This is a genomic window from Streptococcus mutans (assembly GCF_006739205.1).
In the GTDB taxonomy this organism is placed as follows: domain Bacteria; phylum Bacillota; class Bacilli; order Lactobacillales; family Streptococcaceae; genus Streptococcus; species Streptococcus mutans.
This window is the reverse complement of sequence record NZ_AP019720.1, coordinates 149627-175141: the sequence shown is the minus strand read 5'-3', so window position 1 is coordinate 175141 and position 25515 is coordinate 149627. Positions and strand designations below refer to the sequence as shown.

At 38.2% G+C, this 25515-nt stretch carries 27 protein-coding genes and 2 pseudogenes; 7 read left to right on the top strand and 22 right to left on the bottom strand.

Features of this window, described 5'->3' with window-relative positions; genetic code table 11:
• Positions 1 to 5: 5 nt before the first annotated feature.
• From FNL60_RS00920 to FNL60_RS00900, 5 genes are all read left to right on the top strand, one after another.
• Positions 6 to 1061, top strand: coding sequence for a phage tail tip lysozyme (locus tag FNL60_RS00920; RefSeq protein ID WP_002271006.1), 1056 nt, complete (start codon positions 6 to 8; stop codon positions 1059 to 1061).
• Between the two features lie 56 nt (positions 1062 to 1117).
• A complete protein-coding gene (locus FNL60_RS00915; RefSeq protein ID WP_002280086.1) occupies positions 1118 to 1423 on the top strand; it encodes a hypothetical protein in 306 nt (101 codons plus the stop codon).
• Positions 1410 to 1742 (top strand): type II toxin-antitoxin system PemK/MazF family toxin, encoded by a 333-nt coding sequence (locus tag FNL60_RS00910; protein WP_002280087.1) that lies wholly within the window; start codon positions 1410 to 1412, stop codon positions 1740 to 1742. Before FNL60_RS00915 ends, FNL60_RS00910 begins: the two co-directional genes overlap by 14 nt.
• 111 nt (positions 1743 to 1853) lie before the next feature.
• Positions 1854 to 2126: a helix-turn-helix domain-containing protein gene (locus FNL60_RS00905; RefSeq protein ID WP_002280088.1), complete on the top strand. Its 273-nt coding sequence runs from the start codon at positions 1854 to 1856 to the stop codon at positions 2124 to 2126.
• Between the two features lie 54 nt (positions 2127 to 2180).
• On the top strand, positions 2181 to 3404 hold the full coding sequence (locus tag FNL60_RS00900) for a site-specific integrase (RefSeq protein ID WP_002280089.1): 1224 nt from the start codon (positions 2181 to 2183) through the stop codon (positions 3402 to 3404).
• 105 nt (positions 3405 to 3509) lie between these two features.
• Here FNL60_RS00900 and rpsI read toward each other — a convergent pair whose 3' ends face one another.
• From rpsI to rlmB, 7 genes are all read right to left on the bottom strand, one after another.
• Complete coding sequence (gene rpsI / locus FNL60_RS00895; RefSeq protein ID WP_002262992.1) at positions 3510 to 3902, bottom strand: 30S ribosomal protein S9; 393 nt, start codon at positions 3900 to 3902, stop codon at positions 3510 to 3512.
• A gap of 24 nt (positions 3903 to 3926) precedes the next feature.
• Positions 3927 to 4373, bottom strand: coding sequence for a 50S ribosomal protein L13 (gene rplM / locus FNL60_RS00890; protein WP_002262993.1), 447 nt, complete (start codon positions 4371 to 4373; stop codon positions 3927 to 3929).
• A 399-nt stretch (positions 4374 to 4772) separates the two neighbouring features.
• A complete protein-coding gene (gene smuR / locus FNL60_RS00880) occupies positions 4773 to 4967 on the bottom strand; it encodes a transcriptional regulator SmuR (protein ID WP_002267099.1) in 195 nt (64 codons plus the stop codon).
• Complete coding sequence (gene smuT, locus FNL60_RS00875) at positions 4964 to 5410, bottom strand: type II toxin-antitoxin system toxin SmuT (RefSeq protein ID WP_002267098.1); 447 nt, start codon at positions 5408 to 5410, stop codon at positions 4964 to 4966. The genes smuR and smuT overlap by 4 nt, the downstream gene beginning before the upstream one ends.
• Entirely contained in the window at positions 5410 to 5925 is a 516-nt protein-coding gene (gene smuA, locus FNL60_RS00870; protein ID WP_002267097.1) for a type II toxin-antitoxin system antitoxin SmuA, read from the bottom strand. Before smuA ends, smuT begins: the two co-directional genes overlap by 1 nt.
• A 131-nt stretch (positions 5926 to 6056) precedes the next feature.
• Positions 6057 to 6917 carry a DegV family protein gene (locus FNL60_RS00865; RefSeq protein ID WP_002267096.1) on the bottom strand — a complete coding sequence of 287 codons (861 nt, stop codon included), beginning with the start codon at positions 6915 to 6917 and terminating at the stop codon, positions 6057 to 6059.
• Between the two features lie 23 nt (positions 6918 to 6940).
• Entirely contained in the window at positions 6941 to 7687 is a 747-nt protein-coding gene (gene rlmB / locus FNL60_RS00860) for a 23S rRNA (guanosine(2251)-2'-O)-methyltransferase RlmB (RefSeq protein ID WP_002264862.1), read from the bottom strand.
• A 312-nt stretch (positions 7688 to 7999) separates the two neighbouring features.
• Here rlmB and FNL60_RS00855 point away from each other — a divergent pair.
• Both FNL60_RS00855 and FNL60_RS00850 read left to right on the top strand, forming a co-directional pair.
• Positions 8000 to 8554: pseudogene (locus tag FNL60_RS00855) on the top strand (PadR family transcriptional regulator).
• A gap of 188 nt (positions 8555 to 8742) precedes the next feature.
• Complete coding sequence (locus tag FNL60_RS00850) at positions 8743 to 9735, top strand: BtrH N-terminal domain-containing protein (protein ID WP_002280090.1); 993 nt, start codon at positions 8743 to 8745, stop codon at positions 9733 to 9735.
• A 35-nt stretch (positions 9736 to 9770) separates the two neighbouring features.
• Here FNL60_RS00850 and FNL60_RS00845 read toward each other — a convergent pair whose 3' ends face one another.
• The 15 genes and pseudogenes from FNL60_RS00845 to FNL60_RS00770 all read right to left on the bottom strand — a co-directional run bounded on the left by FNL60_RS00845 (position 9771) and on the right by FNL60_RS00770 (position 25445).
• Entirely contained in the window at positions 9771 to 10478 is a 708-nt protein-coding gene (locus FNL60_RS00845) for a MerR family transcriptional regulator (RefSeq protein ID WP_018110238.1), read from the bottom strand.
• An 8-nt stretch (positions 10479 to 10486) separates the two neighbouring features.
• Positions 10487 to 11392: a DUF2268 domain-containing putative Zn-dependent protease gene (locus tag FNL60_RS00840; protein ID WP_002269063.1), complete on the bottom strand. Its 906-nt coding sequence runs from the start codon at positions 11390 to 11392 to the stop codon at positions 10487 to 10489.
• A 178-nt stretch (positions 11393 to 11570) separates the two neighbouring features.
• Positions 11571 to 11990, bottom strand: coding sequence for a Mini-ribonuclease 3 (locus FNL60_RS00835; protein WP_002264857.1), 420 nt, complete (start codon positions 11988 to 11990; stop codon positions 11571 to 11573).
• Entirely contained in the window at positions 11983 to 13326 is a 1344-nt protein-coding gene (gene cysS / locus FNL60_RS00830; RefSeq protein ID WP_002267092.1) for a cysteine--tRNA ligase, read from the bottom strand. The genes FNL60_RS00835 and cysS overlap by 8 nt, the downstream gene beginning before the upstream one ends.
• Positions 13327 to 13399: 73 nt before the next feature.
• The gene (gene cysE, locus FNL60_RS00825; RefSeq protein ID WP_002263005.1) at positions 13400 to 14017 is read right to left on the bottom strand and encodes a serine O-acetyltransferase; all 618 of its coding nucleotides are present in this window, start codon (positions 14015 to 14017) and stop codon (positions 13400 to 13402) included.
• A 10-nt stretch (positions 14018 to 14027) separates the two neighbouring features.
• Complete coding sequence (locus FNL60_RS00820; RefSeq protein ID WP_002263006.1) at positions 14028 to 14768, bottom strand: SseB family protein; 741 nt, start codon at positions 14766 to 14768, stop codon at positions 14028 to 14030.
• On the bottom strand, positions 14758 to 16950 hold the full coding sequence (pnp, locus tag FNL60_RS00815; RefSeq protein ID WP_002280091.1) for a polyribonucleotide nucleotidyltransferase: 2193 nt from the start codon (positions 16948 to 16950) through the stop codon (positions 14758 to 14760). The genes FNL60_RS00820 and pnp overlap by 11 nt, the downstream gene beginning before the upstream one ends.
• A 746-nt stretch (positions 16951 to 17696) precedes the next feature.
• Positions 17697 to 17966 carry a 30S ribosomal protein S15 gene (gene rpsO / locus FNL60_RS00810; RefSeq protein ID WP_002263008.1) on the bottom strand — a complete coding sequence of 90 codons (270 nt, stop codon included), beginning with the start codon at positions 17964 to 17966 and terminating at the stop codon, positions 17697 to 17699.
• A gap of 379 nt (positions 17967 to 18345) precedes the next feature.
• Entirely contained in the window at positions 18346 to 18654 is a 309-nt protein-coding gene (locus FNL60_RS10535) for a winged helix-turn-helix transcriptional regulator (RefSeq protein ID WP_002280740.1), read from the bottom strand.
• Between the two features lie 651 nt (positions 18655 to 19305).
• On the bottom strand, positions 19306 to 19725 hold the full coding sequence (locus FNL60_RS00795) for a hypothetical protein (protein WP_002263729.1): 420 nt from the start codon (positions 19723 to 19725) through the stop codon (positions 19306 to 19308).
• A gap of 194 nt (positions 19726 to 19919) precedes the next feature.
• Complete coding sequence (locus FNL60_RS00790; protein WP_002263728.1) at positions 19920 to 20135, bottom strand: bacteriocin class II family protein; 216 nt, start codon at positions 20133 to 20135, stop codon at positions 19920 to 19922.
• A gap of 29 nt (positions 20136 to 20164) precedes the next feature.
• Positions 20165 to 20368 (bottom strand): Blp family class II bacteriocin, encoded by a 204-nt coding sequence (locus tag FNL60_RS00785; protein WP_002263727.1) that lies wholly within the window; start codon positions 20366 to 20368, stop codon positions 20165 to 20167.
• Between the two features lie 380 nt (positions 20369 to 20748).
• Positions 20749 to 21217, bottom strand: a pseudogene (tnpA, locus tag FNL60_RS00780) (IS200/IS605 family transposase).
• A gap of 174 nt (positions 21218 to 21391) precedes the next feature.
• Positions 21392 to 24061 carry a bifunctional acetaldehyde-CoA/alcohol dehydrogenase gene (gene adhE, locus FNL60_RS00775; RefSeq protein WP_002264767.1) on the bottom strand — a complete coding sequence of 890 codons (2670 nt, stop codon included), beginning with the start codon at positions 24059 to 24061 and terminating at the stop codon, positions 21392 to 21394.
• A gap of 199 nt (positions 24062 to 24260) precedes the next feature.
• Complete coding sequence (locus FNL60_RS00770) at positions 24261 to 25445, bottom strand: MFS transporter (protein ID WP_018110237.1); 1185 nt, start codon at positions 25443 to 25445, stop codon at positions 24261 to 24263.
• Between the last annotated feature and the right edge of the window lie 70 nt (positions 25446 to 25515).

The window sequence follows — 25515 nt, the reverse complement described above, 5'->3', positions numbered from 1 at the left end:
GGAAGATGAAGAAAAAACTAGTAATTGTTAGTGTTCTAAGTGTTCTGTTTTTACCTTTGTTCTTGGTTGTTATTATCATGGGAGCTTTTGCGGGTAGTGCGTCTTCTAACGGTCAAACAAAAGGTTTACAAACCAAGCTGACAGCTAAAGAGGTAGCTCAAAAAGCTAATATTTCAGAAGAACGGGCTAGTGATGTCATCAAAATTCTCAATTATGAACTTTCGCAAGAACAATTCACTATCGCAGGAGCTTCTGGAAGCTTAGCGGTTGCAGAGCGTGAAAGTGGTTTTGACCCTAAAGCCGTCAATACAGGTGGTGGTGTGGCTGGCTATTTCCAATGGTCGGGCTGGTCTTCTGCTGTCAATGGCAATCGCTGGTCAAAGGCAAAACAAAAGAAATTAGATTCTGATATTGAACTAGACCTCTTATCTACAGAGCTAAACGGCTCTTATAGCAAAGTTAAAATAGAAATGCAAAAAGCGACTGGCCCTGAAGAGGCAGCTCTTTATTGGTCAGAACATTATGAAGGGGTCGCTTTATCAGACGGTCAAACAAAAGCTAGTGACCTGAAGAAGAATGCGAGAAAATGGTATGACCTCTTCAAAGACACTTTAACAGGTGATACGACTAATGCCAAAACACGAGACGGTGGAGGCGTAACTTCTAATGGAGTGCCTGCTGGATATAGCCTTACAAAGGCAATCAACACCTCTAATTATACTTCTGCGGCCTATCCTTGGGGACAATGCACATGGTTTGTCTATAACCGAGCCAAAGAGGTAGGCGTTAACTTTGACCCTTATATGGGCAATGGTGGGGATTGGAAGCAGAAAGCCGGCTACCAAACCACACATACACCAACTGAACATAGCGCTCTTAGCTTCTCTCCTGGACAAGCTGGCGCAGACCCAACTTACGGACATATTGCATTTGTGGAGCAGGTCAAATCAGACGGGTCTATTCTCATTTCAGAAGCCAATGTCAAAGGACTTGGAGTTGTTTCTTATCGCACATTTGATAAGGCAACGGCGAGCCAATTTACTTATGTGATTGGGAAGTAAAAATTTGACAAGAAACTACATTTGTCGTACAATTGAAATACAAAAGAGGTGATTGTATGACTAAAAAAATGTTTCAGAAACGAGTAGATTCAAAATTACTAGATGAAGTATCGGTGCTATACAAATCCTTAGGAACTTCTGTAGGTGATGCTTTCGTGATGTTCTTACAAAAATCAAAGGAGGTGAATGGATTGCCATTTGATTTAAGAAAACAAGTCCATGCTATTTCTGATAATCCTTTAGAAAGACTAGCTTTGGCAAACTCAAATGTTATCAAAGTGACTGCTTCTAATCCAGAAGCAATCGCAGATTTCTTTGATGAAGACTATCCAGAATACGAGGAAAGACATGGACAACTATAACCCATATGATATTCTGATAGCGACTATCACTTTTAGTGATGGGACAGGAGCTAAAAGACGTCCTGCTCTAGTCATTGCAAATAATGAAGAGGTTATCAGAACCTACCGTATCACTAGTCAGTATTCCCATAAATCATCTTATATCCGTTCAAAATACTTTGAAATAAAAGAATGGGAAGAGGCAGGATTAGTGAAACCATCTTGGATTGATACCGTTCAACTTTATGATTTAGACGTAGAACTTGTTCAAGTTCGCTTAATCGGAAAGTTAACAGAAAATGACCGACAGAGATTTGAAAAATTTTTAAGAGAAAATTAAGAGTATACGATTATATTATAAATAATCCTAAAACTTTTCTTTTTCATAATCTCCTTAAGGTAAGGGCTTTATAGCTCTTGCTTTTTTTGTTGCTTAAAAGGGAGGAAAATTATGCAAGTTATTTTACCAGAAGAGCAAACAAAAGAAATTCAACTTTTTGTTGCAAATCTTATTAAAAATGAGATTGAAACCGTTAAAGAAGATTCAGGGCAAATTAGTCCTTTTTTAAATAAAAAGCAGACCTGTGAGTATCTGGGAATTTCAAATAATACACTAGATATCTGGATAAGAAAGGGAATGCCACATATTCGGATTGGAAAAACAATTCGATTTGATAAAGATAGTATCCGTAGATGGATGATACAACTGGAAAATCACTTTTGATTTCATTATAATAAAGTCAGGGTAATTTTCTAGCTCAGTAAAAAGGAGATTACTATGACAATTACAAAAACAGCAAATGGTTCTTATCGTTTAAAAATCTATGTCCCGACAGAAGCTAGGTCTTCTCTAGGAGTTTCAGGAAATTATTACGATAAGCGGTTTAAAACAAAGAAGGAGGCTAAAGAAGCCGAATTACAAATTTTAATAGATATTAACACTATCCAAAAAGGAGGCGCTCTACCACATCAAGCAATCAATGGAGATATTCTCTTTAAAGATTTTTATCATAATGGCTGGTGGGAAGCTTATAAAGCAGGTCAAACAACTTCAACAAATAAGCCACCTACTCTCCCAACAATTGACAACACGGAAACCGTCTTTAGGTTACACATATTGCCAATGTTTGGAAATTATTCCGTTAAATTTTTGAATCAGAACAAAACGGTTGTTTTAAATTTGATGACTGCTAAGGCTAATGAATATGCAAATTTTAAGGTCATTCGTAGTTATGTTAATTCAATTTTTGATTGGGCAGAGGAATTAGAATATATTGAAATGAATCGTTTATCTAAAACAATCAGTCGTATTAAGGCTACTAAAAAAATAAAATTGCAAGAAGCTAAACGAGATGAGGATTTATACCTTGCTTTAAGCGAGTTACAGGAATGGTTTGAAGCATTTCAAGAAGACCTAGAAAACAAAAGATTGTCGCTTAAAGATTATGTTTTATTTTTTACAACCTTTATCTTGAATGACCGTAAATCCGAAAGCTATGCTCTACAGTGGAAACATATTCTTTTTGAAACATCTGAAATTAGTTTGATTCAAGCATTGGATAAATATAAGAATCCCAAGTCTACTAAGGGAGAAAAGAAAACAATTTTTGCCATTCCCCAAGAATTGACTATTCTCTTACATCAATGGCAAATTCAACAAAAAGCAGAATTAGCAAAATTTGGTATCATTCAAACTCCAGAACAATATGTATTTACTTATATTGATACTAAAGGCAATGTGAATAGCCCTCTGCATTCAGATTACCTTAATAACAAGATGAAATCTGTAGAACGTCGTCACAAAAACCTTAGACATTCCACTCCTCATATGTTAAGACACACTGGTGCTACCTTAGCTAAACAAGCTGGCATGTCCTTAAAATCCATTTCAGAAGCTTTAACACATAGTGATTTGAGCACAACAAAGATTTATGTCAACACTTCAAACGTTGTTCCACTTAGTGCTGGCGAAGCTGCTTACAGAGAACTCAAAAATAAATAAGGTGAAAATAAGGTAAATTTTGAGGTGAGTTTTTCAAAAAGTGCACGAAAAAACACCCAATGAGGTAAACATTGAGTGTCTGTAATCGTTGATGTAAAGCTGTTCTTAACGTTTTGAGAATTGTGAAGCTTTACGAGCCTTCTTAAGACCTGGTTTTTTACGTTCAACCATACGAGCATCACGTGTAAGGAGACCAGCGCGTTTGAGTGCGTCGCGAAAGTCTGGATCAACTTCAAGCAATGCACGTGCAATTCCGTGGCGGATTGCTCCTGATTGACCTGCATAACCACCACCAACAACGTTAACGAAAACATCATATGAACCTTCAGTAGATGTTACTGCAAAAGGTTGGTTGATAACAAGGCGAAGGTCAGCATGTGGAATATATTCTTCAACATCTTTTTTGTTTACTGTAATTTTACCAGTACCCGGTACCAAGCGAACGCGTGCGACAGCGTTTTTACGGCGACCAGTTCCTGCATATTGTGCTTGTGCCATTATTAAATTTATGCTCCTTTCCTCTTAGATAAGTCCTGTAATATCAAGTACTTCTGGTTGTTGTGCAGCATGTGTATGCTCAGAACCAACAAAGACTTTCAATTTCATACCTTGTGCACGTCCAAGAGTGTTATGCGGAAGCATCCCTTTAACAGATTTTTCAATCAAACGCACAGCATTTTTAGAACGCAATTCACCAGCAGAGATTTGCTTTAATCCACCTGGATACATTGAGTGAGTGTAGTAGATTTTATTAGCTGCTTTTTTACCAGTTAATTTAACCTTTTCAGCATTAATAACAATAACAAAGTCACCTGTGTCTGTATGAGGTGTGAATGTTGGTTTGTTTTTACCGCGAAGTACGCTGGCAACAACTGCTGATAGGCGTCCAAGAGGGACATCAGTCGCATCAACAATGTACCATTTACGTTCAACTTCACCTGGCTTAGCCATGTATGTTGTTTTGTTCATGATTTCTCCTATACGAATCTTTATGTTTACAATGTGGATGTTCCGGTCCACAAATTATTTGAAGGGTTCCGGGGCCTTTCAAATGGGGCAAACAATACCGCCTTATATAATATCAAAAAATCAGCCCCAAAGTCAAGACTTACAGGCTGATAATTATAAATTTTTCTCTCTTGTCATTATTAAAGTAAGTTCTGCTTCACTTTCCAAACCAGAAGTCAGCATGAGACAGATTTTTATGATGAAATTACGTTCGAGACGAACTATACTACTTTTACACTTTTGTTCAAATGAGCTTCCACTATCCTGCGCGGTGAAACTTACTTTAAAAATTTAGCAATTTTTCCCACTCTTTAATAAAATAAATAAATAAAAATGAAACTGTTCTAAGATGAACCTCTTTTATTCTTCCCAAAACAGCTCATCTAAACTCTTGTCCAAAACTTTACAAATCTTGATGCAAAGGTTAATTGTCGGATTGTAATCTCCTTTTTCCACAGCTGCAATCGTTTGACGAGATACCCCAACTAAATCAGCTAAAGCCTGCTGAGACAGATCTTTACCGGCACGCGCAGCTTTTAAACGTAAATTTTTCATTTGTCTGCTTCTTTCTTATCAAGATAATGACGGTAGACGATACTTGCTCCCATACAAATTAGCCAAAAACCAGATAAGCCTAAGTAGGAGCATTTTGTGATCGTTTCTCTTAAACTATCATGTTCTAGAATAGACATTATGATAGCAACAAGAAAGACTAGCATTCCCAAAAAAATAAGAGGAACAGCGGCCAAACGACCGATTTTTGCAATTTTTCCAAAACGTGGATCAACAAAAGGACCGACACCTCTTAGAGTACTGTAACAAAAATTAAGAACAAGTCCTCCCCAAAAAGCGATATTAAGCAACAAATCAGTCTTTCCAAAAGTTGCAAAATAGAGTATAAACATAACAAACCAAAATGAAAGACTATAACTTTTAAGTTGAATTTGCTGCTGACGTTCATCGTAAATGACTTGTTTATTTGACTTTTCCATTTTCATCACTTTCCCTCTCTCTTATCCTGAATCGTTTTATAAGCAGTTACTAGAAAAATGACAGCAAAAGTCAAGATAAACAATAAACTCATTGCTTTTTCTCCTGTTAGATAAATATGTCCGTCATGACCAAAGCTGCCTTGACTCCAATTTTGATAAACAGTGAAAATTTGAATAGCAATAATAACGGCATACACATAGAGGAATTTTTTGTTTTTTCTTGCTGTGAAATAAGCATCGTTTAAGATACTGCTACAGACAAAGACGCCTACGATAAGAAAGAGATTGGCAGTACCTGCAAAGGATAGCGAGATATATTTTGCTAACACTTCACCCCATATCACAAGAACAAGATTGAAACCCATAACAACCCAAGCCGCATTGGTATAAGCTTTCTTTTGCATAAGTAACTGGCGTTCATCGTATTCTCGCTTGCCTTTCTTATCCGCATAGAATCTTAAGAAGACAAATCCACCTATCACAATAACCAATAAAATCAAATTAACAACAAGGTCAAACATAAGAGACACTTCCTTTCCTTTTCATCTTTATCATACTTCAATTATAGCATTTTGTCAAATATATTTTACAAAATATCTAAAATATTTTTGAAAAATAAAATCAGATAAACTAACTTATCTGATTTCTCTCTTTATCTGGCTTCTTTACCGATGGTAAAGACTGCTAAAGTATTTGGTCCTACATGTGTTGAAATGACAGGGCCTAAAGGTAGTGTGACTACATTTTTTATTTTTTCATTTGCCAATAATTGCTCTTTTAAATTTTCAGCAGCTTCACTATCATTGGCATAGGCCACAACAGCCGTATCATGAGCCACATCAGCTGTTGCCCGTTTAAGCATTTCTTTCATTCCTTTTTTACGACCGCGTAATTTGGCAAGGGGAACTAATTTCCCACTGGCATCCAACCACAGTAGAGGCTTGATATTAACCAAACTTCCTACGATTGCTGAGGTCTTTGAGAGTCTGCCCCCTCGCATCAAGTGGTAAAGATTGTCCACTAAGAAGAAAGTTCGCAAGCGTGGTCCTACATCAAGAATCAATTCTTTGGTTTTCTTAAGAGATTTTCCTTCTTCGCGGGCTTGAGCTGCCAGCATTGCTAAGTAGCCCTCTCCACCAGCTGCTGCTAAAGTATCAACAATTTCAATGCTTGCTTGTGGATACTCTTCTAAAACAATATCTCTAGCCATAACAGCAGACTGATAAGTTCCTGATAAAACAGATGAAAAAGCGATGTAAAGCACTTCTTGTCCATTTTCAGCGGATTGACGAAAATAAGATTCAAACTGTCCAACATTCACTTGACTCGTCGTTGGTTTACTGCCAGCAGCGATTTTTTCTAACAACACCTTGCTTGTTAGCCGATCGGGACCTACTGTTTCATAAGTGATACCATCTAATTGGACAGTTAAACCAAGCACTTGGACATCATTTTCTTGTGTCCAGCTTTCTGGCAAATCAGCAGTTGAATCGGTCAAAATTTTAAAAGTCATTTTTATCTCCTTTTTCTAGATCATTACTTTCGATTTCTAAAAACTTCATACATGAGAATAGCAGCTGCTACACTAGCATTGAGACTTTGAACGTGTCCATTCATAGGAATCGTCACCATTTCATCAACCTGCTTTTTGATATTGTGAGAAATACCTCGTCCTTCATTGCCAATAATCAAAGCTAACTTCCCAGAAGTGTTCCACTGAGTTGAAGGTGTCCCATTCATATCTGTCCCAAAAATCCAAAAACCAGCTGCTTTCAACTTATCAAGGGCTTGGCCAAGATTGGTCACACGAGCAATGGGGATATGTTCCACTGCACCCGTTGATGTTTTAGCAACAACAGGTGTCACACCGACCGCACGGTGTTTGGGAATAATAATTCCAGTCACATTGGTTGCATCAGCTGTACGCAAAATTGAACCAAAATTATGAGGATCATTAAGCTCGTCTAAGATAAGAAGCAAAGGATTATCTTCTCGCTCTGCTTTTTTTAAAAGCATTTCAAATTCTGTATAAGCAAAGGCTGACACATGTAAGATAAAGCCCTGATGAACGGCTCCTTTTGTCATATCAGACAAAGTTTTCTTGGGCGTCCAAGAGATAGGAACTTTCTTCTCTGCGGCTAGATCCTTTATTTTATCAACATTTTTACCACGTAAGTCATTTTGGATATAGAGTTTATGGCCCGTATTAGCCTGAAGGCTTTCTATGACAGCATGAACGCCATAGACAATATCGGTATTTTCTGTAAAGTCTTTATATCTCATAATGCCATTATAGCATGAAAAATTATTCTTGCGAAAAAAACTTGATTTTCTTAGCTACCTCAATGATGATACGTTTATATACAAACCATTTTCAATTTAAAAGTGTATATTGACAAAATAGCTCTACAGTTAGGAAAACATCAATTAAGCTTGCCATATCGGAATTCTTAATGGAGATCGGCTCATAAATTAAATGGCTTAAAAATAATAATCCTCCCATTAGACATAGGCAATAAATAATTAAAATTTGACAAATTTCTATTCTAGTAATAGAATAGAAATATTCTAGAGATAGAATATAAGGAGACTGCTATGACTATTTCACTGACCGAACAGTTGATACTTGGTATTTTAGCCGAGGGACCGCAACATGGTTATCACATTGAACAAATTATTAAAGAACGCGACATGCGCAAGTGGACGGATGTTGGTTTCTCATCTATTTATTATACTCTTGATAAACTAGAGAAAAAAAGATTAACCGTCAGTACTGTCAGTAAGGGAAAGGAGAAAAAAGATTATCGAATAACCCAAGAAGGTCGGGAAACTCTAAAGGCAGCTACGCAAAAGCTTATCAGCGAACGCAGACCGGCTAATGCTCACTTAATGACGGGGCTTGCAACAAGTTATCTTTTGAATGACAATGAACTGTGCGCAGCCTTTTCCAAACGAAAATAAATTCTTGAAAAAGACCTCAAGGACATGCAAAACAAACAGAAAGGTAACCATAACGATACAGCTGTTGCCCAGCAACTTTTCAGCCTTAGCCAAACGCTGCTAAAAGCTGAGAAAGACTGGCTCAATCAGGAATTAAAGAAAATGGGGTTTGCAAAAAGTCAGTATGAAAAGCAGAAAAAGAAAATTTAGTTAGAAAACCTTATTGAATCCAATCTAGCGTTGGAAAAATTAACATCACTTAAACAAACGTCGTCGATCAGTTTCCCATTTTCTGGGAAGAGGAATTCTTTGCCTCATTTCTAAATCAGAATAGTTCAACTGAAAACCATACTTCAATATCCTATTAAGAAAAAACGACTAACACTAAGGAATTAGCCATGACAGTAATAACAAACACCCAGCCCTTTATTGGACAACATTGTGAAAGCACAACAATAGGCACCCTGCTTACTCAACTAAGCATTTATCTCAGTGAACCGATGATTTTTGGACTTGGCGAAGGACTAGGGTTTGCTATTTTCAACATGAAAACACTTGATTTCCCTTTTATTGGCGGACGAATTAAACCTGATTTGCTGACAGTGAATTTAAGCAAAAACCTTGGAATAAAGCTAATAACGAACGAAACAAATTCAAAAAATAAAGCTTGGAAAACCGTAAAATCACTGATTGACAACAATAAGGCTGTAGGATTAAAACTAGACTGCTATCATTTGGATTATTTTTCAAATCCTATACATTTTGCTGCTCATCATGTTGCGATGCTTGGCTATGATGATAAAAAGGTTTACCTTGTTGACACTAAACAGCAAGGAACAAAAACTATAACTTCCCTTGAAAGTCTAGCCTTAGCAAGAAACGAAAAAGGTCCCATGTCATCTCGAAACAAGTATTATATTTTTGAAAAAGAAACTGCTTTGATTCCGATTGAGACAGCTATTTTGAAAGCTGTCTGTCATAATAGCGAAACTTATCTTAACCCTCCTATTAAAAATTTGGGTTACAAAGGAATTGAAAAAGCAAGCAGAGAAATCATCAAATGGTTTAAACAATCTAAAGATATTCAAAAGGAATTTGCAATGTCTGCTCTGCTGATGAAAAGTGCGGGCACTGGCGGAGCGCTCTTTCGTAATTTTTACCGTGACTTTTTGAAGGAAGCCTATGAATGGACTGGACATTCTGCTATCAAAATAGCTTATGAGATTGTTAAAGATAGTGCTAAAAACTGGTCGCGGCTTGTTCTTCTATTTGAAAAAACTGGAAAAACAGGTGATATACAGTATGTTCTAGAAGCTTCTAAGTTATTAAAGGATCTTTCACTGCAGGAAAAAGAGGGTATGCAACTTCTCAATTCAATAAAACAAATGTAAAAGGCAAAGAAATCTACCTTTGCCTTTTACACTATCTAAGTTAAATAATAAGTGACTGCTTCGGCTATAAATCTTGTCAAGTCAAAATTGCCATATTTAGAAAAATATTGTTTAAAACGCGAATCGTAGACATAAGATTTCGCAATATAAGCCAAAACCTCATCTGAAAAATCACCAATCATCAGGAAAGCCGATTTCCACTGTTCAACAGCTGCCGCTACTTCTGTTGCAGAAAGCGGCAAATGACTCACTCGTTTAAATTCTTGAAAAACTTGGTCAAACTGCTGCTCCATTTTTGTATCATACTGAGTTCTTTCAGTAGAATCAAGCTGTGCCCGATAGTCTTGATAAGTCTGGTAGACCGATGTTTTCCCATAACGAAGCTCTGCTTCTGTTTGATATTGGTCGTTCAACGGTTTTTCAAAAATATCCAAAGTAATGAGCGGCGATCCAGCCAGAAAATTTTCCAGTTCTTTCTTCTTTTTTTGCAAATCCTGAATTTTCTGAACCAAGCGTGTCTGCTGCTCTTCTAAAATCGGACGCAGAGCCTCATCACTGAGCTTGAGTAAGGACTGGATTTCTTTAATAGAAAAATCCAAGGCTTTGAGAAAAAGGATGCGCTGCAAATCAATCAAATCCTGCTGACTATAGTGACGGTAGCCATTTGCTAACTTCCTAGCTGGCAGGAGACCGATTTGGTCGTAATAATGCAATGTTCGCTTGGTTAGACCAGTAATGGTCATGATTTCTTTTAGTGTGTAGTCTCTGTCCAAAATTCATCCGCCTCCGCTAAGATTTCTGAAGCTGGCAAAAACGTTGCTTCTTCAATTGTTTGACCCGTTTTTTCTAAGTAGTATTTTACCAGATAATAGCCACAGGCGTAACCCGCACAATAAGGCATGCCAACTCCGTCCTGACCCATCATGGCAGCAATTTTATCGCCATAGAGATAAGCAGTGATTTTCTGCATTCCCCTTACATCAAGATGTTCACGTAAGAAAGGCTTAACCAGCTGATTGAGCGTCTCCAAGTCTGTCTTGCTTACCCAAGGACCCAGCTTTTCCTTACCATACAGCTGTACAGCGAAATTCTCTGCTAAACCTTCAGCTACAATCATCTCCTTCAGAGAACCACCGTCCCAATCAATAAATTGATAGCGAACATTATGATTGATCTCGTGAGCCAGCGCAAATTGGACACGGTTTAAGGTATCCAAATGGGGCACCAAAGATAAGAAAATATAACCTGGAATACCACCATCTCCGCTGTAACCATCATTGATTTGCAACATGGGGGCAGCTGGATTGGCCAATAAAGCTGTAAAAGTATAATCTTGAACTGGCAGCTGGAAAGAACTAAACCTTGCTAGACTATCTTGAATGGCTTGGTCACATCTTTTCCAAAAGCCATCATCTAAACAGTCAATGAAGGCTTGGTGCTGATCCGTCAGCGTTTCAGGCATGAGATGCATCCAAGAAAGCAGCATCATGATGTCAAAACCGTCCGCCTGCTTTGCCTCGTAAGGAATATTCTGTTTGTAAAATTTGGGCTTAAAAGGCGCCAGAACTTGTTCTTTAAAATAAGCCCTTCTTTTGGCTACAGGCATTTTCAGCAACTCACGGTAAATTTTATCTGAGTGAATGATACGAATGGTCATTGTGTTTTCCTCCTATACTGACAGTATAAAGGATAACGTAAGGTCATAGTCAAGTGGTAAAAAAACAGCCTTCATTGAAAACTGTTTTTATAGTGGATTTAAAAAAGGATAAGACAAGGCAAGAGAAGCAGAAGAATAGAGCTGGAGTTCATCAAAGCGACTTAACGATAACGATGTCCTAACCTTTATTCAATTCACTATATTCATTTTCAACTGTCTGAATACACCAGTCAATCAGCTCTTCCAGCCGCTTAATTTGCTCGGTCATATGGAGATAACCCATAACTGCCTCAAATCCTGTTGACATCTTGTATGTGACAACATCTGTATTTTTGGCCTTGGTATGGCTGTTGGCATTGCGTCCGCGACGGTAAATATCTTCTTCTTTTTCGCTCAAAAGCTGCGCTTCTAACATCTTAGTTATCAACATAGCCTGTGCCTTGGCTGACACATAACGAGTCGTTTTGCGATGCAGCTGATTAGGCTTTGTCAAACCTTGAAAAATCAGATGTTTCCGAATGTAAGTAGAATAAATGGCATCACCCTCAAAAGCAAGGGCGATTCCGTTGATAAGATTAACGTCAACTGACCTAGTCACGCATCCACCTCACACCATCCTTGGTATCCAAAAGCTTGATACCCTGCGCAGCTAAGTCATCACGAATGGCATCAGCTTTAGTAAAATCTCGTGCTGCACGCGCTTTTTGGCGTTCCTCAATCAATTTTTCAATCTCAGCATCCAGAACCTCTTCTTTAAAAACAACACCGAAAATTTGAAGAATTTCTGCAAATTTATCTTTCACAGTTTGATTATAATGACCTGAATTAATCCATTTAGCCAATTCAAAAACAACTGTAATGCCATTGGCTGTATTGAAGTCCTCATCCATAGCTGCTTGAAATTTTTCCAAAAATCTGGTAAATGTAGCCTCATCTACAGTAGCTGTAAAAGGCTGTTCATAGGTATTTTTCAAATATTTAAGGTTGATTTCAGCATCACGAATAGCTTTTTCTGTAAAATTAAAAGGCTTACGATAATGCTGAGTTGCAAAGAAGAAACGTAAAACCTGTCCATCCATTGTCTTGAGAGCATCGTGAACAGTGATAAAATTACCTAACGATTTGGACATTTTCTCATTGTCAATATTAACAAAGCCATTATGCATCCAGTAATTGGCAAATTTTTTCCCCGTTTTAGCTTCTGATTGAGCAATTTCATTAGTATGATGAGGAAATTCTAAGTCAGCACCGCCACCGTGGATATCAATAGTATCTCCTAAAATGGTTGTTGCCATCACTGAACATTCAATGTGCCAGCCCGGACGACCAGCTCCCCAAGGACTGTCCCAAGCAATTTCACCTTCCTTAGCTGCCTTCCAAAGAGCGAAGTCTAAAGGATCTTCTTTGCAATCACTTTCAGCATCCACTCGACCGCTGGCACCAATCTCTAATTCTTCCAAAGTCTTATTGGCCAAAGCAGCATAATTATCAGATTTACGAACACGGAAATAAACATCTCCTGATGATTCATAAGCAAAGCCTTTGTCAACTAAAATTTGGACAAAATCAATAATGTCCTGCATGTAATCAATAACACGAGGATTCTCAGTCGCAGGTTTAACACCAAGAGCAGCAACATCTTCCTTAAAAGCTGCAATAAACTTATCAGATAACGCTTTGGTAGTCATACCAGCTTTCGCAGCTGCCTTAATGATCTTATCATCAACATCTGTAAAATTGGAAATATAATTGACAGTGTATCCACGGTATTCAAAATAGCGGCGAATTGTATCAAAAGCGATAGCAGAACGTCCATTGCCTACATGAATATAATTATAAACAGTTGGTCCGCAGACATACATATTAACTGTATTTTCATGAATTGGAACAAATTCACGCAGACTGCGTGTCAAAGTGTCATAAATTTTTATCATATATTCTATTCTCCAATCATTTTTTAGGAGTCTTTTTTCTTTGGTAAAAAGTACAACCAGCCAAGTAAGACTATCACAGCCCGGACGAGTGAAAACTAGCTTCCTTAGCTTCTTCTAGTTTTTTGAGGTAATATTCACGGTTCTCTTCGATTTCATGGATAGCTGTTTCATCTTTTTGACCATGAATACGAACCACCTTGGCTGGAACACCAACCACAGTGACGTCTGCTGGAACATCCGAAACAACGACTGCACCTGCACCCACCTTAGCGCCCGGACCAACCTCAACCGGACCAATAACTTGTGAATGTGCAGAAATAAGAGCTCCTTGACGAATCGTTGGATGCCGTTTTCCAGTCTCTTTACCCGTACCACCAAGTGTCACACCATGATAAAGCATGACCCCTTTTTCTACGATGGCAGTCTCACCAATAACTAAACCTGAACCGTGATCAATAAAGACGCCTTCTGCAATTTCAGCACCTGGATGAATCTCAATTTGTGTCCAAAAACGCCAAAACTGACTATGCATCCGAGCCAACAATTTACAATGGTGTGTCCACAAAAAATGAGATAAGCAATGAGCAGCTAAAGCCTTAACACCTGGGTAAGTCAAAAGAACCTCTAGCGCCGTCCGTGCTGCGGGATCTTTTTCTTTAACAATATCAATGGTTTCTTTCCACCAACCCATAATATCTCCTTTATTCCATACCCGACCATTCAACAACAATTTGTTTGTCATCAAAAGGATTAATGACTACTCCTAACGTTGAGGCTTTCGTTTCTGATTCTTGAATATCGGCAATTTTCCAAGTCATAATAACACCTTGTGCTTCTCTGAAAGGAAGACCAAATTCTTTATCATGATACCATTTAACAAAACTTGGCAAATTCGAAAAGATGGGAACATAGCTTTCTCCATCTGAATTTGACATAGTAGGAAAGCCCTTATCAAAATCATCATTATCTTTAGGATGAATGAAAGCTGGTACTAGATAATATTTATCTAAGATATCAGCTTCTTGATTGGTCTCATTAAAAACAGTGTTGAGAATAACAGTGTAATTATTGATAAATTGCACCAATTCATTACTTTTGAAAATCGTGGAATTTCCAAAATCGCCTGTTCTTTTAATATTATAGACTATCCCATTCAAGCGATTGACAATAACTTCTTCTAAAATATCCAGACTAGGACGCTCTACCCAATTTTGCTTTCTGGCACTCGTTTGCTGTGCTTTAAAAAGTTTCAAATCTTCCGTATCTGTAAAGACTGGCGTCACTTTTTGACCATCAAGGGCGATGGCATAAGGCTGATCACTAGCCAAAACAGGGAAAGAATGAAGACTATTAACAAGCGTCAAACTATTTAAAAAATTATCAGGCTCCTTGATAAAACTTCTGAGTGCCATATCAAGTTCTTTATTAAATTTATTTATCATATTTTTCTTTACCTTTATCGTCTTTAGGAGAACCGTGATGTCTGACAGATTGATGGTCCTCCTTATTTGACTTTTCAGATCTTGGCGGACGTGGTAATAAAGCTTTCATGGAAGCATCAATACGGCCTTTGTCATCTACCTTAACAACTTTGACCGTAACCTTATCTCCAACAGCCAAGACATCTTCTACTTTATTCGTGCGGGTCCAAGCTATTTCAGAGATGTGAACGAGTGCATCTGTCTTATCAAAAAGATGCACAAAAGCACCAAATTTCTCAATACGGACAACTTCAGCTTCATAGATCTCACCAACCTTAGCTTCACGTACCAAACTTGCAATAATTTCCTTAGTCCGATTGATAGCCTCTTGATCGCTAGAGTAGATAGCAATATTACCGTCTTCATCAATATCAATCTTAACGCCAGTTTCTTCAATAATCTTATCAATGGTTTCACCGCCCTTGCCAATGACAATCTTGATTTTATCAACATCAACTTTAATTGTGTCAATTTTAGGTGCTGTCGGTGCTAATTCTAGACGTGGTGCAGGAATGACTTTTTCGATCACATCAAGAATTTCAAAACGTGCTTTTTTAGCTTGGGCAAGAGCTTCTTCTAAAATCTGCGGTGTAATACCCTCAATCTTAATATCCATTTGCAAAGCTGTGATACCTTCACGGGTACCTGCAACTTTAAAGTCCATATCGCCGAAGTGATCTTCTAGTCCTTGGATATCGGTCAAAACGGTATAGTTAGTGCCGTCTGAGATAAGTCCCATAGCAATACCTGCAACTGGTGCTTTGATAGGTACACCCCCAGCCATAAGAGCGAGCGTTCCCGCACAAATTGAAGCCTGTGATGAGGAACCGTTTGATTCTAACACTTCAGCTACCAAACGAATGGCATAAGGAAATGCTTCCAAACTTGGCAGAACTTGAGCCAAAGCACGTTCACCAAGAGCTCCATGACCGATTTCTCGGCGTCCTGGCGCTCCATACCGTCCCGTTTCCCCAACCGAATATTGCGGGAAATTATAATGATGCATGAAGCGTTTTTTATATTCTTCGTCAAGCCCGTCCACAATTTGGGTATCTCCCATTGGAGCCAATGTTAACACTGACAAGGCTTGGGTTTGTCCACGAGTAAAGAGACCTGAACCATGTACTTTTGGCAAGAAATCAATCTCTGCATCAAGCGGACGGATTTCATCAACACGACGACCGTCAGGACGAACCTTGTCTTCTGTGATAAGACGGCGAACCTCTGCGTGTTCCATCTGTTCAAGGATTTCAGCTACGTCGCGCATGATACGGTCATGTTCCTCGTGTTCAGCATAGCGTTCTTCATATTCAGCAGTCACGTGCTCTTTGACAGCTTCTGTCGCAATTTCGCGGGCTTTCTTTTCCTCAATTTGGACAGCCTTTTGAAGGTCTGCATTGTATTTTCCAACAATTTCAGCCTGCAAATCAGCATCCACCTGTAACAATTCAACTTCAGCTTTTTCTTTACCAACAGCTGCTATAATTTCCTCTTGGAAAGCAATTAGTTCACGTACCGCTTTATGTCCTTTGAGAAGGGCTTCAAGCATGATATCTTCTGACAATTCCTTAGCACCAGACTCAACCATATTGATGGCTTCCTTGGTTCCGGCGACAGTCAATTCTAAAAGTGAAGCTTTCTTTTCTTCAGCCGTAGGATTAATAACATATTGACCATCAAGGTAAGCAACTTGTACCCCAGCAATCGGGCCATTAAAAGGAATATCTGAAATCGAAAGTGCTAGTGAACTGCCAAACATAGCCGCCATAGGAGCACTCGCATCAGCATCATAAGACAGAACTGTATTAATGACTTGGACTTCATTGCGAAAACCTTCCGCAAACATGGGACGAATCGGACGATCAATTAAGCGAGCCGTTAAAGTAGCATCGGTTGATGGCCGGCCTTCACGCTTGTTAAAGCCACCGGGGAATTTCCCAGCTGCGTATCTTTTTTCTTCATAATTAATCTGAAGTGGGAAGAAATCGCCTGTGGACATTTTTTTAGACATAACTGCAGCACTCAAGACCGTTGAATCACCATAACGAACCAAAGCAGCACCATTGGCTTGTTTGGCAACCTGACCGATTTCTACAGCCAGCTTTTTGCCAGCAAAAATTGTTTCAAACACTTGTTTTGACATAAGTTTCTCCTGAAAAATTAGTCTACGTGTTTTCCACAAAGTTTAAGAAATAAGCCTTATCACTCTAACGTCAATGTATCAAAAATACAGCACCATATCCCATTGCTTTTCTCGTCAACGATATTGCTAGGCAAAAGTTCAACAATCCCAGCGATAACTGACAACAGTACAGCTCTATCTTACTCCCTTAACTTTGCACAAAACCACGTATCTCGTTTATTTTAACATATTTTTAGGGAAAAGAAAAAGACTAGAAAAAGCTAAATTTACCAGAAAACCTCAATTTCTAAGGAATAGAGGTAGGCATCCAGCGATATTTGAGTCCTCATCATAATCAATGCTTTCTTATTGAGCTTATCAACTATAAAGCCCTTACTAAGATTAGATACCTAACAAGGGCTTTATTATCTATTTTAGCGTTTATAAATGAGTGTCGAATCATTGGTATCTTACTTTATACCTTATAATTAAACTCCAATACTCTTTCGATATTATGACAACTTCAAAAAGCCATTTCAGCCCGCACGATAGAACCAACAGGCTTTGATGATTCTAACACCAAAACTATTACAACAATAACTACAATAGCATTTGTAAAGGTTTCAAAACGTGTTTTATTCCTAAAATTTTCCTTTTCTGTCCTATACTATATGTTGACTTGCTACAGCTAAAAAAGCCATCCTAATGGACAGCTTTTTTATTTAATCAAGCTACGCTTAATATTATAAGCCACTTTCTCACTCCAATTAACGACGAAGTCCAAGTGAGCTGATAAGATCACGATAACGATTAACGTCCGTACGGCGAAGGTAAGCTAAAAGATTACGGCGATGACCGATCTTTTTCATCAATCCACGGTAAGTTGCATGGTCTTTTTTATGCTGTTTAATATGTTCATTAAGATGATTGATCTCCCAAGTAAGGACAGCAACTTGTACCTCTACTGAACCTGTGTCACCGTCATGACGCGCGTATTGTTTAATAATTTCATTTTTTTTCTCTTTTGAGATTGCCATAATAGTTCTCCTTTTTATCCTTAATCTGAGTCCTAGGTTTTGGCGAATCCTAGAACCAAGAAAAAGTTTCTTGTCTCTACGACAGTTTTTATTTTAGCAAAATAGCCAATTAACGTCAACTGATTTTCTTTTTTTGGTATTATATTACCCTATATTTAGCTGATATGATTTATTACATAACATAATAGAATTTTTAAACGGCTACTGGAATAATGTTTAATTTTACTATATCGTACAAATCAGTTAATATTCTATTAAAAATTGTTGCACTTTCGCAGTCATAAATTCTGCGTTACATATGAACATAGACCTTGATATAAATCGAAGTATAGGAAGTATAGCTTAATGTATGTTATTTTTATAAATGAACAATCACTTCTTAAAAATCGTACGAAGTTAAGTCAATTTCTTCGCCTAATATTTGACGCCGCCTGATATTGTCCTCTCTGCAATGGCACACGACATCAATAATCGTATTAGCAGTACGGCCATAGTCTGTTATAGAATAGACGACCTTAGGAGGCATCTGCTGATAATCTCTACGACTAATCAAACCATCCCTCTCTAATTCACTTAACTTCCTGTCTACTTTTTCTTGACAAGTCCAATCCTTTAAATAATAAATAGTACAACTTTTGGGGATCAGTACAGATTGGTTCTCTCCAGGACTTAATTTTTCGTCACCCACTACAGTTGATCAACTACCAAAAAGATGTTCAAAATGGGCATTTTTTCGAGTAATGGTTTAAGCTCCGAACTTAATCAATAGCCTATCAAAAAGTGACAAAGCTTTATTGACAACTTTCATTAAAGTATTAGTATCCAACTTTTCTTTTTCTGGTTTCATTCCTTCTTTCGTTTGCGGTTGATCACTGGTCTTTATTGAGATATCATCTGGTGTCGCACCTGTACCTGCAGAATTGATTGCTCAGCCGTTTCTGTTGCGCTGCCGCTGTTGTGAGGTTGTTGGCTAGATGTGACATTTTAGGAGTTGTTAGTCATAATATCTGTAGGTTGGAACACCTTGTTATATAAGTCTTGAGACGTACCACCACTGCTACTAACAACAAAGCTGCACTGAAAATGATAATAATGAGTTGTAACGATTCATAAATAACTTTTCCTTTCGTTTTCTTGTAATTATAATTGATTCGCTTTTAAAGACAACTTTTCAAGCGGTTGCCGATGTTCTTAATGGCTGATAATTTTACATTAGACAGTTCTTTGTATTGATAAAAATTAACTATCATAGTTAATCCTCCTCCATAATTAGTAGAAGCAATAAGAATTACGATAATAACAGAATATTTAAGACAACTATTAGGCTTCGGCCTTAGCTTTACTTATTCTTGCTTCTTCTTTTTAGCTCTTTATAGAGTTCAACAGCATTCCAAGAAAAGATGAGTAAGATGGCAGCAAAAAGTATCCAATAGACCTCATTACCATCATTAATTTTAGTATTTAATGCTTTGTATGCCAGTGCAAAAAGGCCTACAGCTAAGGCGATTAATACACCAATAATTTGCTGAAGTGTATTGAAAATTAATAAGGGCTCAAGCCTCGCTTCCAATTGCTTTTTTACCAAGTAGGCTAACAAAGCAGTTACTAATAATACCAGAACTGCTGGTAACCAAAAAAGCATGGATTTCCCATAATATAACCAATTATATATTATCAGAGCAGCTACAAAAACTATGGTTGTTAAGATTAAATAGGCCCAACGCAAAATCTTTGTGGAGATACGCTCTAATTTCTTCATCTTATTTTTTCCCTCTCTTGAAATTCGACATTATATAATATAAATCTTTTTAACAGTATATAAGTCAATACTTAATATTCTAATAGTTATAGCCCAGCTTAAATAAAAAATTCTATTGGACGAAAAATGGACAATGCCACTGTACCCATTCAGAAATCTCGCCCTGAATTGACATTGCCCACCATTATATCAATTTAGTGTGGAAAAACTACAGATCCAACCGCACCAACTCCAGCACATCCAGCAAGAATATATGGGTGCCACACACCATTTGACGCACAATAGGTGAATCCTGATGCAGCTCCTCCTACCGCTGAAAGAAACGTATCAGCAGCTTGTTTATCTCCACCAAAAACTTCTGACAATTCATCATTAGTTAAACTTTTATAATTATTTACATTTAATTCCATGGTATTAATTCTCCATTCCATTTAATTCTTTAATGAGATCGAATGAGTCCCCAAGTGCCTACACAATATGGGGTAACAAGAGTCGCACCTGCCAGTCCTCCAATTGCTGCTGAAGCAGTTGCACATATTCCAATTGCCGCGACTGCTTCTCCACCCGATACCTTCCCACCTTCAACAGTTGAAAGTGTTTGGCTGTCCATTACATCAAATTGTTCAAATGCCTGTGTATCCATATGATAAACACCCCTTTTTCATTTTAAATATTGTCTAGTTGTGCAACCAACATCTTTAGTATAACAATTTATTTTCAAAATAGAGCAAAATATCCTAAATGGTAGCTATTTTGTCTTAAACGGTCATTTTTGATGTTCTGAAACTATCATTACCAGCTAATTTTACATTATGTGTCCTAAGGAAAAGATTACTTTTTGCTGTTTAATAGAAGTTTTACACAAGCTTTGGGAAAATAAGATAGGCTAACAATCAAAACCACCAGTGTGAACTGGTGGTTTGTTCTGCGACTGTAAGCCACTTCTACCGGTCAGGGCCAAAGGCCCACCGAAATAGCTCTTCCTCGCACCTCTTTCCCGAGCAGCTGCTAAAGCACCTCGACTTACTTCTTCTTCATTTCATCAGTAAACGGATCTACTCCCTCGAATAAAGTGAGCTGGTCTGCTACTCTGTCTTCTTGTAATTGATTTTGTATCTATTCAGCTATCACTTTCTGGTTACGACCTATCGTATCTACATAATAGCCTCTACACCAAAACTTCGATTGCCATATTTGTATTTTAAGTTCGCATGCTTATCAAAAATCATCAAGCTGCTCTTTCCCTTTAAATATCCCATGAAAGACGAAACACTGAATTTGGAAGCGATACTGACAAGCATATGAATATGATCGGAACAGGCATTCGCTTCATGAATGGTCACGCCTTTGCGTTCACATAAGTCCCAGATAATTCTTCCGATACTGGTTTTGTATCTGCCATAAATGATTTGACGATGATACTTGAGTGCGAAAACAATATGGTAGAACAATTCCACTTTGTATGTGATAAACTTTCATTAGCCTCTCTCATGAGCTATCCCCTTTGTGATGTTTAGTAGTGGCGGGGAAACCACTTCTATCTTATCATTTTAGGAGGTTCTTTTCTTACTACGCTAAAAGTTTCCGGAACTACTAGCATAGCTAGTGGTTTTCGAGAGGCAAAAAAAGCCCGCATAAGCGGGCCTGACTGCTAAACGATATCAACTTAGAACTGATCAATCAAGAGCTGCTTCATCTCTTCAATGTAAGGCTGACGTGGATTAGCTGGTGTACATTGATCATCATAAGCCAAGCTTGCCAATCTATCAACAGCTGCATCAAAAGCCTTCTTAGTAACCCCATTAGCAGATAACTTAGGCTCAACATCTACAGCATGCATTAATTGATCAATACGTGCACAGAGTGCTTCAACCAATTCTGCATCATCTTTCCCTTTAAGTCCAAGAGCGCGAGCAATATCCGCATAATCACGTTGGGCACGGTATTCTTCATAACGCGGGTAAACAGAACGTTTCACATTTCCTGCAACGCCATTGTAGCGAATAACATGCTGCATAGCAATTGAGATAGCAAGACCATGAGGAAGTCCAAATTCACCGCCAGTCTTGTGGGCGAGTGAGTGGTTAATTCCAAGGAAGGCATTTGAGAAGGCCATACCTGCTAAAGTTGCTGCATAATGCATGTTTTCACGTGCTTGTTCTCCACGAAGTGTTGGATTCTTAGGATCAAAGTTATAAGAATCTTCCAAGTTTTCGATAACCAATCTGATAGCTTCCATAGACCATGGACGTGTGAAATCAGATGCCATAACAGATACGTAAGATTCAAGAGCATGTGACAAAGTATCAAGTCCTGAAAGAGCTACGGTACGTTTAGGCACTGTCATGACAAATTCTGGATCAACAATAGCAACTTGCGGTGTCAATTCATAATCAGTCAATGGGTATTTCACGTGTGTGAAATCATCAGTAATAACGGCATAAGGTGTCACTTCTGAACCCGTACCAGATGTTGTTGGGATACAGAAGAGACGAGTCACTGTCTGATGCTTGAAGCGAACAATCCGCTTACGAATATCAATGAATTTTTGCTGCAATTCAAGGAAGAGCTCACTGACTTTTTCATAACTATCAAGGAAATCTGCTTCTTGATCCAACGAATATTCATAGATATAACGCGCAATTTTGGCTGCATCAAGGGCAGAACCGCCACCAACTGCAATAACAGTATCTGGTTTGAAGTCACGCATTTGTCTAGCAATTTCAATAGTCTGACCGAGTGTTGGATCTGGTTTGATAGTACCATAAATTGAAGTTGCGACTTTTTCATCCCGAAGGGATAGCTGAGCAAGGACAGTGTCAACAAAACCAAATTGAAGCATACCTGGATCGGCAACGATGATAGCACGCGTCATTGTTTCAGTTTCATCCTGCAAGTATGAAATAGCATTTTTTTCGTAGTAAGTTTTTTCTGGTAAACGAACCCATTGAGGACGGTTGCGGCGTTTCGCAACAGTTTTCACATTCAAGAGGTCGCCAGTCGATAAGTTGTGTGACAATGAATTTTTCCCCCATGATCCTGTTCCAAGAGTTAAGCTGGCTTGCAATGCGTCTGTATAAACGTCACCGATACCACCGACTGAGTCTGGTTGGTTAACCAAAACACGAGATGAATTGAGGGCATCTCCATATTCAGCGACAAATGGGTCAGCTTGTGAACCAATTTGGATGGCACAGTTATGACCAGCACCTTGATAATCAAGAAGAGCTGCTACAATATCAATACCATCTTTGCGATCTTTGGCTTTATAAACAGAAAGAAGCGGAGAGAGTTTTTCTGATGATAATTTCTCACCAATTTTTTTCTTATCAAGTTCAAATAAGAGAACATCTTTGCCTTCTGGCAATGTCACACCGGCTTGTTCACAGATCCATTTCGCCGACATACCAGCAACCGGTCCGTTAACACCATGGTTGTCATTAAAGACAAAATCTTCAAATTTTTTGTAATCTTTTTTAGGAACAAGGTAAGCGCCTTTTTCCTGCATTTTAGCAAGCCATTCTTTATAAATTGGTGCTTCCACAACTGCCGAATTTTCAGTCGCACAAATCATACCATTGTCAAAACGCTTAGAAAGAAGAAGGTCTTCAACCGCACGTTCAAGATTAGCAGTTGCATCCACATAAACAGCACCATTACCTGCACCAACACCCATCGATGGATTACCAGATTTAAGGGCTGCATTAACCATGCCAGGTCCGCCAGTTGCAAGGATTGAAGCAATGCCTTTGTTGGAAATCAAAGCTCCCGTGTTTGCGATGGATGGTGTTTCAATCCATTGAACAATATTTTCAGGAGCGCCGGCTTTAACCGCCGCGTCATACAAGATTTGGGCGGCATGAGCAGAACATTTTTGAGCTGCTGGGTGGAAAGCAAAGACGATTGCATTGCGTGTTTTCAATGCGACTAAGATTTTAAACATAGTCGTTGATGTTGGGTTAGTTGTTGGTACGATACCTGCCAAGACACCAAGTGGTGCTGCAATTTCGATACTGCCAGCAACTTTATCTTCACCAATGATGCCAACCGTTTTTTCATTTTTTATGCGTTCATATACATATTCTGTCGCAAAGTGGTTTTTAGTATCTTTATCTTCGACAACCCCACGGCCTGTTTCTTCGTGAGCTTCTTTAGCTAACTGCAAGGACGCCTCAGAACCAGCAAGCGCCATAGCTGCAACAATTTTATCTACCTGTTCTTGTGTATAAGTTGCATAAATTTTTTCAGCCTTTAACGCTTTTTCAACTAAGCTATTCGTATACTGCTTAGCTGCTTCTTCAGCAGTGAGTGCTTCTGTTTTTGTTTCTTTTGCCATTCAACAATTCCTCCTAAAAATAATAGTTGGTAAATAGTTTAAGAAGAAAGATACTCTTGTGATTTTCTTCACTTGTTATTGTAACCCTTTTCACAAAAAAATGCAAGTCTTTTTGTGAATTTTTTCCCAAATTTTTATCCCCTTGAAAATCTTGATCGTGTGAGGGCTAATAAATTATTGAAAATTAAAAAACCTCAGATTATTTTCTGAGATTTCTATTTGTTTTAAGCACTCTTATCAGCAATAAAGTACCAAGGATCAAACTCAAAACAGCAAAAATAAGAAAGGCTGCTTTTACATCTGAATTAATACATGCAAACAGCTGCAGGACAAAAGAAGCACAGCCGCCGCCTAAATTACAGCCAATCAAAATCAAGGTTGTCGCCGTTGTCAACTGTTTCCTATGCATATGTTCTGAAAGAAGATGGAAAACCAAGGTAACGCCTAAACTGTATACAAAACCGGTCACCAAAGCTCCAAGGCTTAAAAGCCATAAATGATTAGCCTGCCAAAGTATCAGCATACCCAAACCCAAAACGAATACAACTAGCGGCATTAGGTAATCTTTAAATAAAGCTAGCAAAAAACTAAAAAGTGTGCCGGCCAAAATGCCCATCAACATCATCAGACTTAAAATGAAACTGGCTTGACTGGCTGTTGCCAAATGTAACTTCTCCACAACAAGAGGAATCCGTAGGGTATTAGCAGAATTAACCAAAATAACAAAACCAGCATAGAGAGCCAAACCAAAAATATAAAGGAGCTGACGGAAGGTAAAATGATTCTTAGAAGCAGTTGAATACATCTGCTTTTGGGAACTCTCTCTTTTTTCTTTAGCTGCTGGCACAAATAAGAGGTAGCATAATAAAATAAGAAAGCCAAATCCATAAATTAAAAAAGCAAAAGACCAGGAAACATTCAGCCACTGCCCTGCTAAAAAGGTTAAAATAGCTGATCCTAGAACTTCTGCCGAACCTCTTAATCCTAACATTTGAACTCTGATTTTGCCTGAAAAACGTTCGCTAATCATACTAATCGCTCGCGCATTAATAAGACCTATTCCCAAACCTAAAAGTAAACGCGACAGGAAAACTAAAGGATAAAACTGCAGAAAAACGGGTAAAATACCGCCTATAGAAAGCAAAAGCAAGCCTAAAATAATAGACCAGCGTTCCGACAGCCATAGATTGATCCAAGGATTCAGCAGTAAGACCGCTAATATAGCAAAAGAAGATAAAGAAAGCAGCAATTCAACTTGAGCATTACTGTAACCGCGTGTTTGATAAAAAGAAAGCATCTTAGGAAGTGCCGGTGAAACGGCAAAAGTGGACACCAGCATTAACGATAAGGATAAGAGACTAAATTTCTCCATGAACGCTTTCATAACAACTCCTTAAACACAAAACTTGTTTTTTCTGATAAAGAGAGTATAATCAAATTTAACAAAGAAAAAT

Bases quoted from the DNA above. Each gene is read 5' to 3' on its own strand.
- FNL60_RS00785 (WP_002263727.1), bottom strand. From the start codon at position 20,368: ATGGATACACAGGCATTTGAACAATTTGATGTAATGGACAGCCAAACA.
- FNL60_RS00910 (WP_002280087.1), top strand. From the start codon at position 1,410: ATGGACAACTATAACCCATATGATATTCTGATAGCGACTATCACTTTT.
- adhE (WP_002264767.1), bottom strand. From the start codon at position 24,061: ATGGCAAAAGAAACAAAAACAGAAGCACTCACTGCTGAAGAAGCAGCT.
- FNL60_RS00845 (WP_018110238.1), bottom strand. From the start codon at position 10,478: ATGACCATTACTGGTCTAACCAAGCGAACATTGCATTATTACGACCAA.
- FNL60_RS00850 (WP_002280090.1), top strand. From the start codon at position 8,743: ATGACAGTAATAACAAACACCCAGCCCTTTATTGGACAACATTGTGAA.
- rpsO (WP_002263008.1), bottom strand. From the start codon at position 17,966: ATGGCAATCTCAAAAGAGAAAAAAAATGAAATTATTAAACAATACGCG.
- FNL60_RS00790 (WP_002263728.1), bottom strand. From the start codon at position 20,135: ATGGAATTAAATGTAAATAATTATAAAAGTTTAACTAATGATGAATTG.
- smuR (WP_002267099.1), bottom strand. From the start codon at position 4,967: ATGAAAAATTTACGTTTAAAAGCTGCGCGTGCCGGTAAAGATCTGTCT.
- smuA (WP_002267097.1), bottom strand. From the start codon at position 5,925: ATGTTTGACCTTGTTGTTAATTTGATTTTATTGGTTATTGTGATAGGT.
- FNL60_RS00900 (WP_002280089.1), top strand. From the start codon at position 2,181: ATGACAATTACAAAAACAGCAAATGGTTCTTATCGTTTAAAAATCTAT.
- pnp (WP_002280091.1), bottom strand. From the start codon at position 16,950: ATGTCAAAACAAGTGTTTGAAACAATTTTTGCTGGCAAAAAGCTGGCT.
- smuT (WP_002267098.1), bottom strand. From the start codon at position 5,410: ATGAAAATGGAAAAGTCAAATAAACAAGTCATTTACGATGAACGTCAG.
- rlmB (WP_002264862.1), bottom strand. From the start codon at position 7,687: ATGAGATATAAAGACTTTACAGAAAATACCGATATTGTCTATGGCGTT.
- FNL60_RS00865 (WP_002267096.1), bottom strand. From the start codon at position 6,917: ATGACTTTTAAAATTTTGACCGATTCAACTGCTGATTTGCCAGAAAGC.
- rplM (WP_002262993.1), bottom strand. From the start codon at position 4,373: ATGAACAAAACAACATACATGGCTAAGCCAGGTGAAGTTGAACGTAAA.
- FNL60_RS00915 (WP_002280086.1), top strand. From the start codon at position 1,118: ATGACTAAAAAAATGTTTCAGAAACGAGTAGATTCAAAATTACTAGAT.
- FNL60_RS00795 (WP_002263729.1), bottom strand. From the start codon at position 19,725: ATGAAGAAATTAGAGCGTATCTCCACAAAGATTTTGCGTTGGGCCTAT.
- FNL60_RS00920 (WP_002271006.1), top strand. From the start codon at position 6: ATGAAGAAAAAACTAGTAATTGTTAGTGTTCTAAGTGTTCTGTTTTTA.
- cysS (WP_002267092.1), bottom strand. From the start codon at position 13,326: ATGATAAAAATTTATGACACTTTGACACGCAGTCTGCGTGAATTTGTT.
- FNL60_RS00840 (WP_002269063.1), bottom strand. From the start codon at position 11,392: ATGACCATTCGTATCATTCACTCAGATAAAATTTACCGTGAGTTGCTG.
- cysE (WP_002263005.1), bottom strand. From the start codon at position 14,017: ATGGGTTGGTGGAAAGAAACCATTGATATTGTTAAAGAAAAAGATCCC.
- rpsI (WP_002262992.1), bottom strand. From the start codon at position 3,902: ATGGCACAAGCACAATATGCAGGAACTGGTCGCCGTAAAAACGCTGTC.
- FNL60_RS00905 (WP_002280088.1), top strand. From the start codon at position 1,854: ATGCAAGTTATTTTACCAGAAGAGCAAACAAAAGAAATTCAACTTTTT.
- FNL60_RS00770 (WP_018110237.1), bottom strand. From the start codon at position 25,445: ATGAAAGCGTTCATGGAGAAATTTAGTCTCTTATCCTTATCGTTAATG.
- FNL60_RS00820 (WP_002263006.1), bottom strand. From the start codon at position 14,768: ATGATAAATAAATTTAATAAAGAACTTGATATGGCACTCAGAAGTTTT.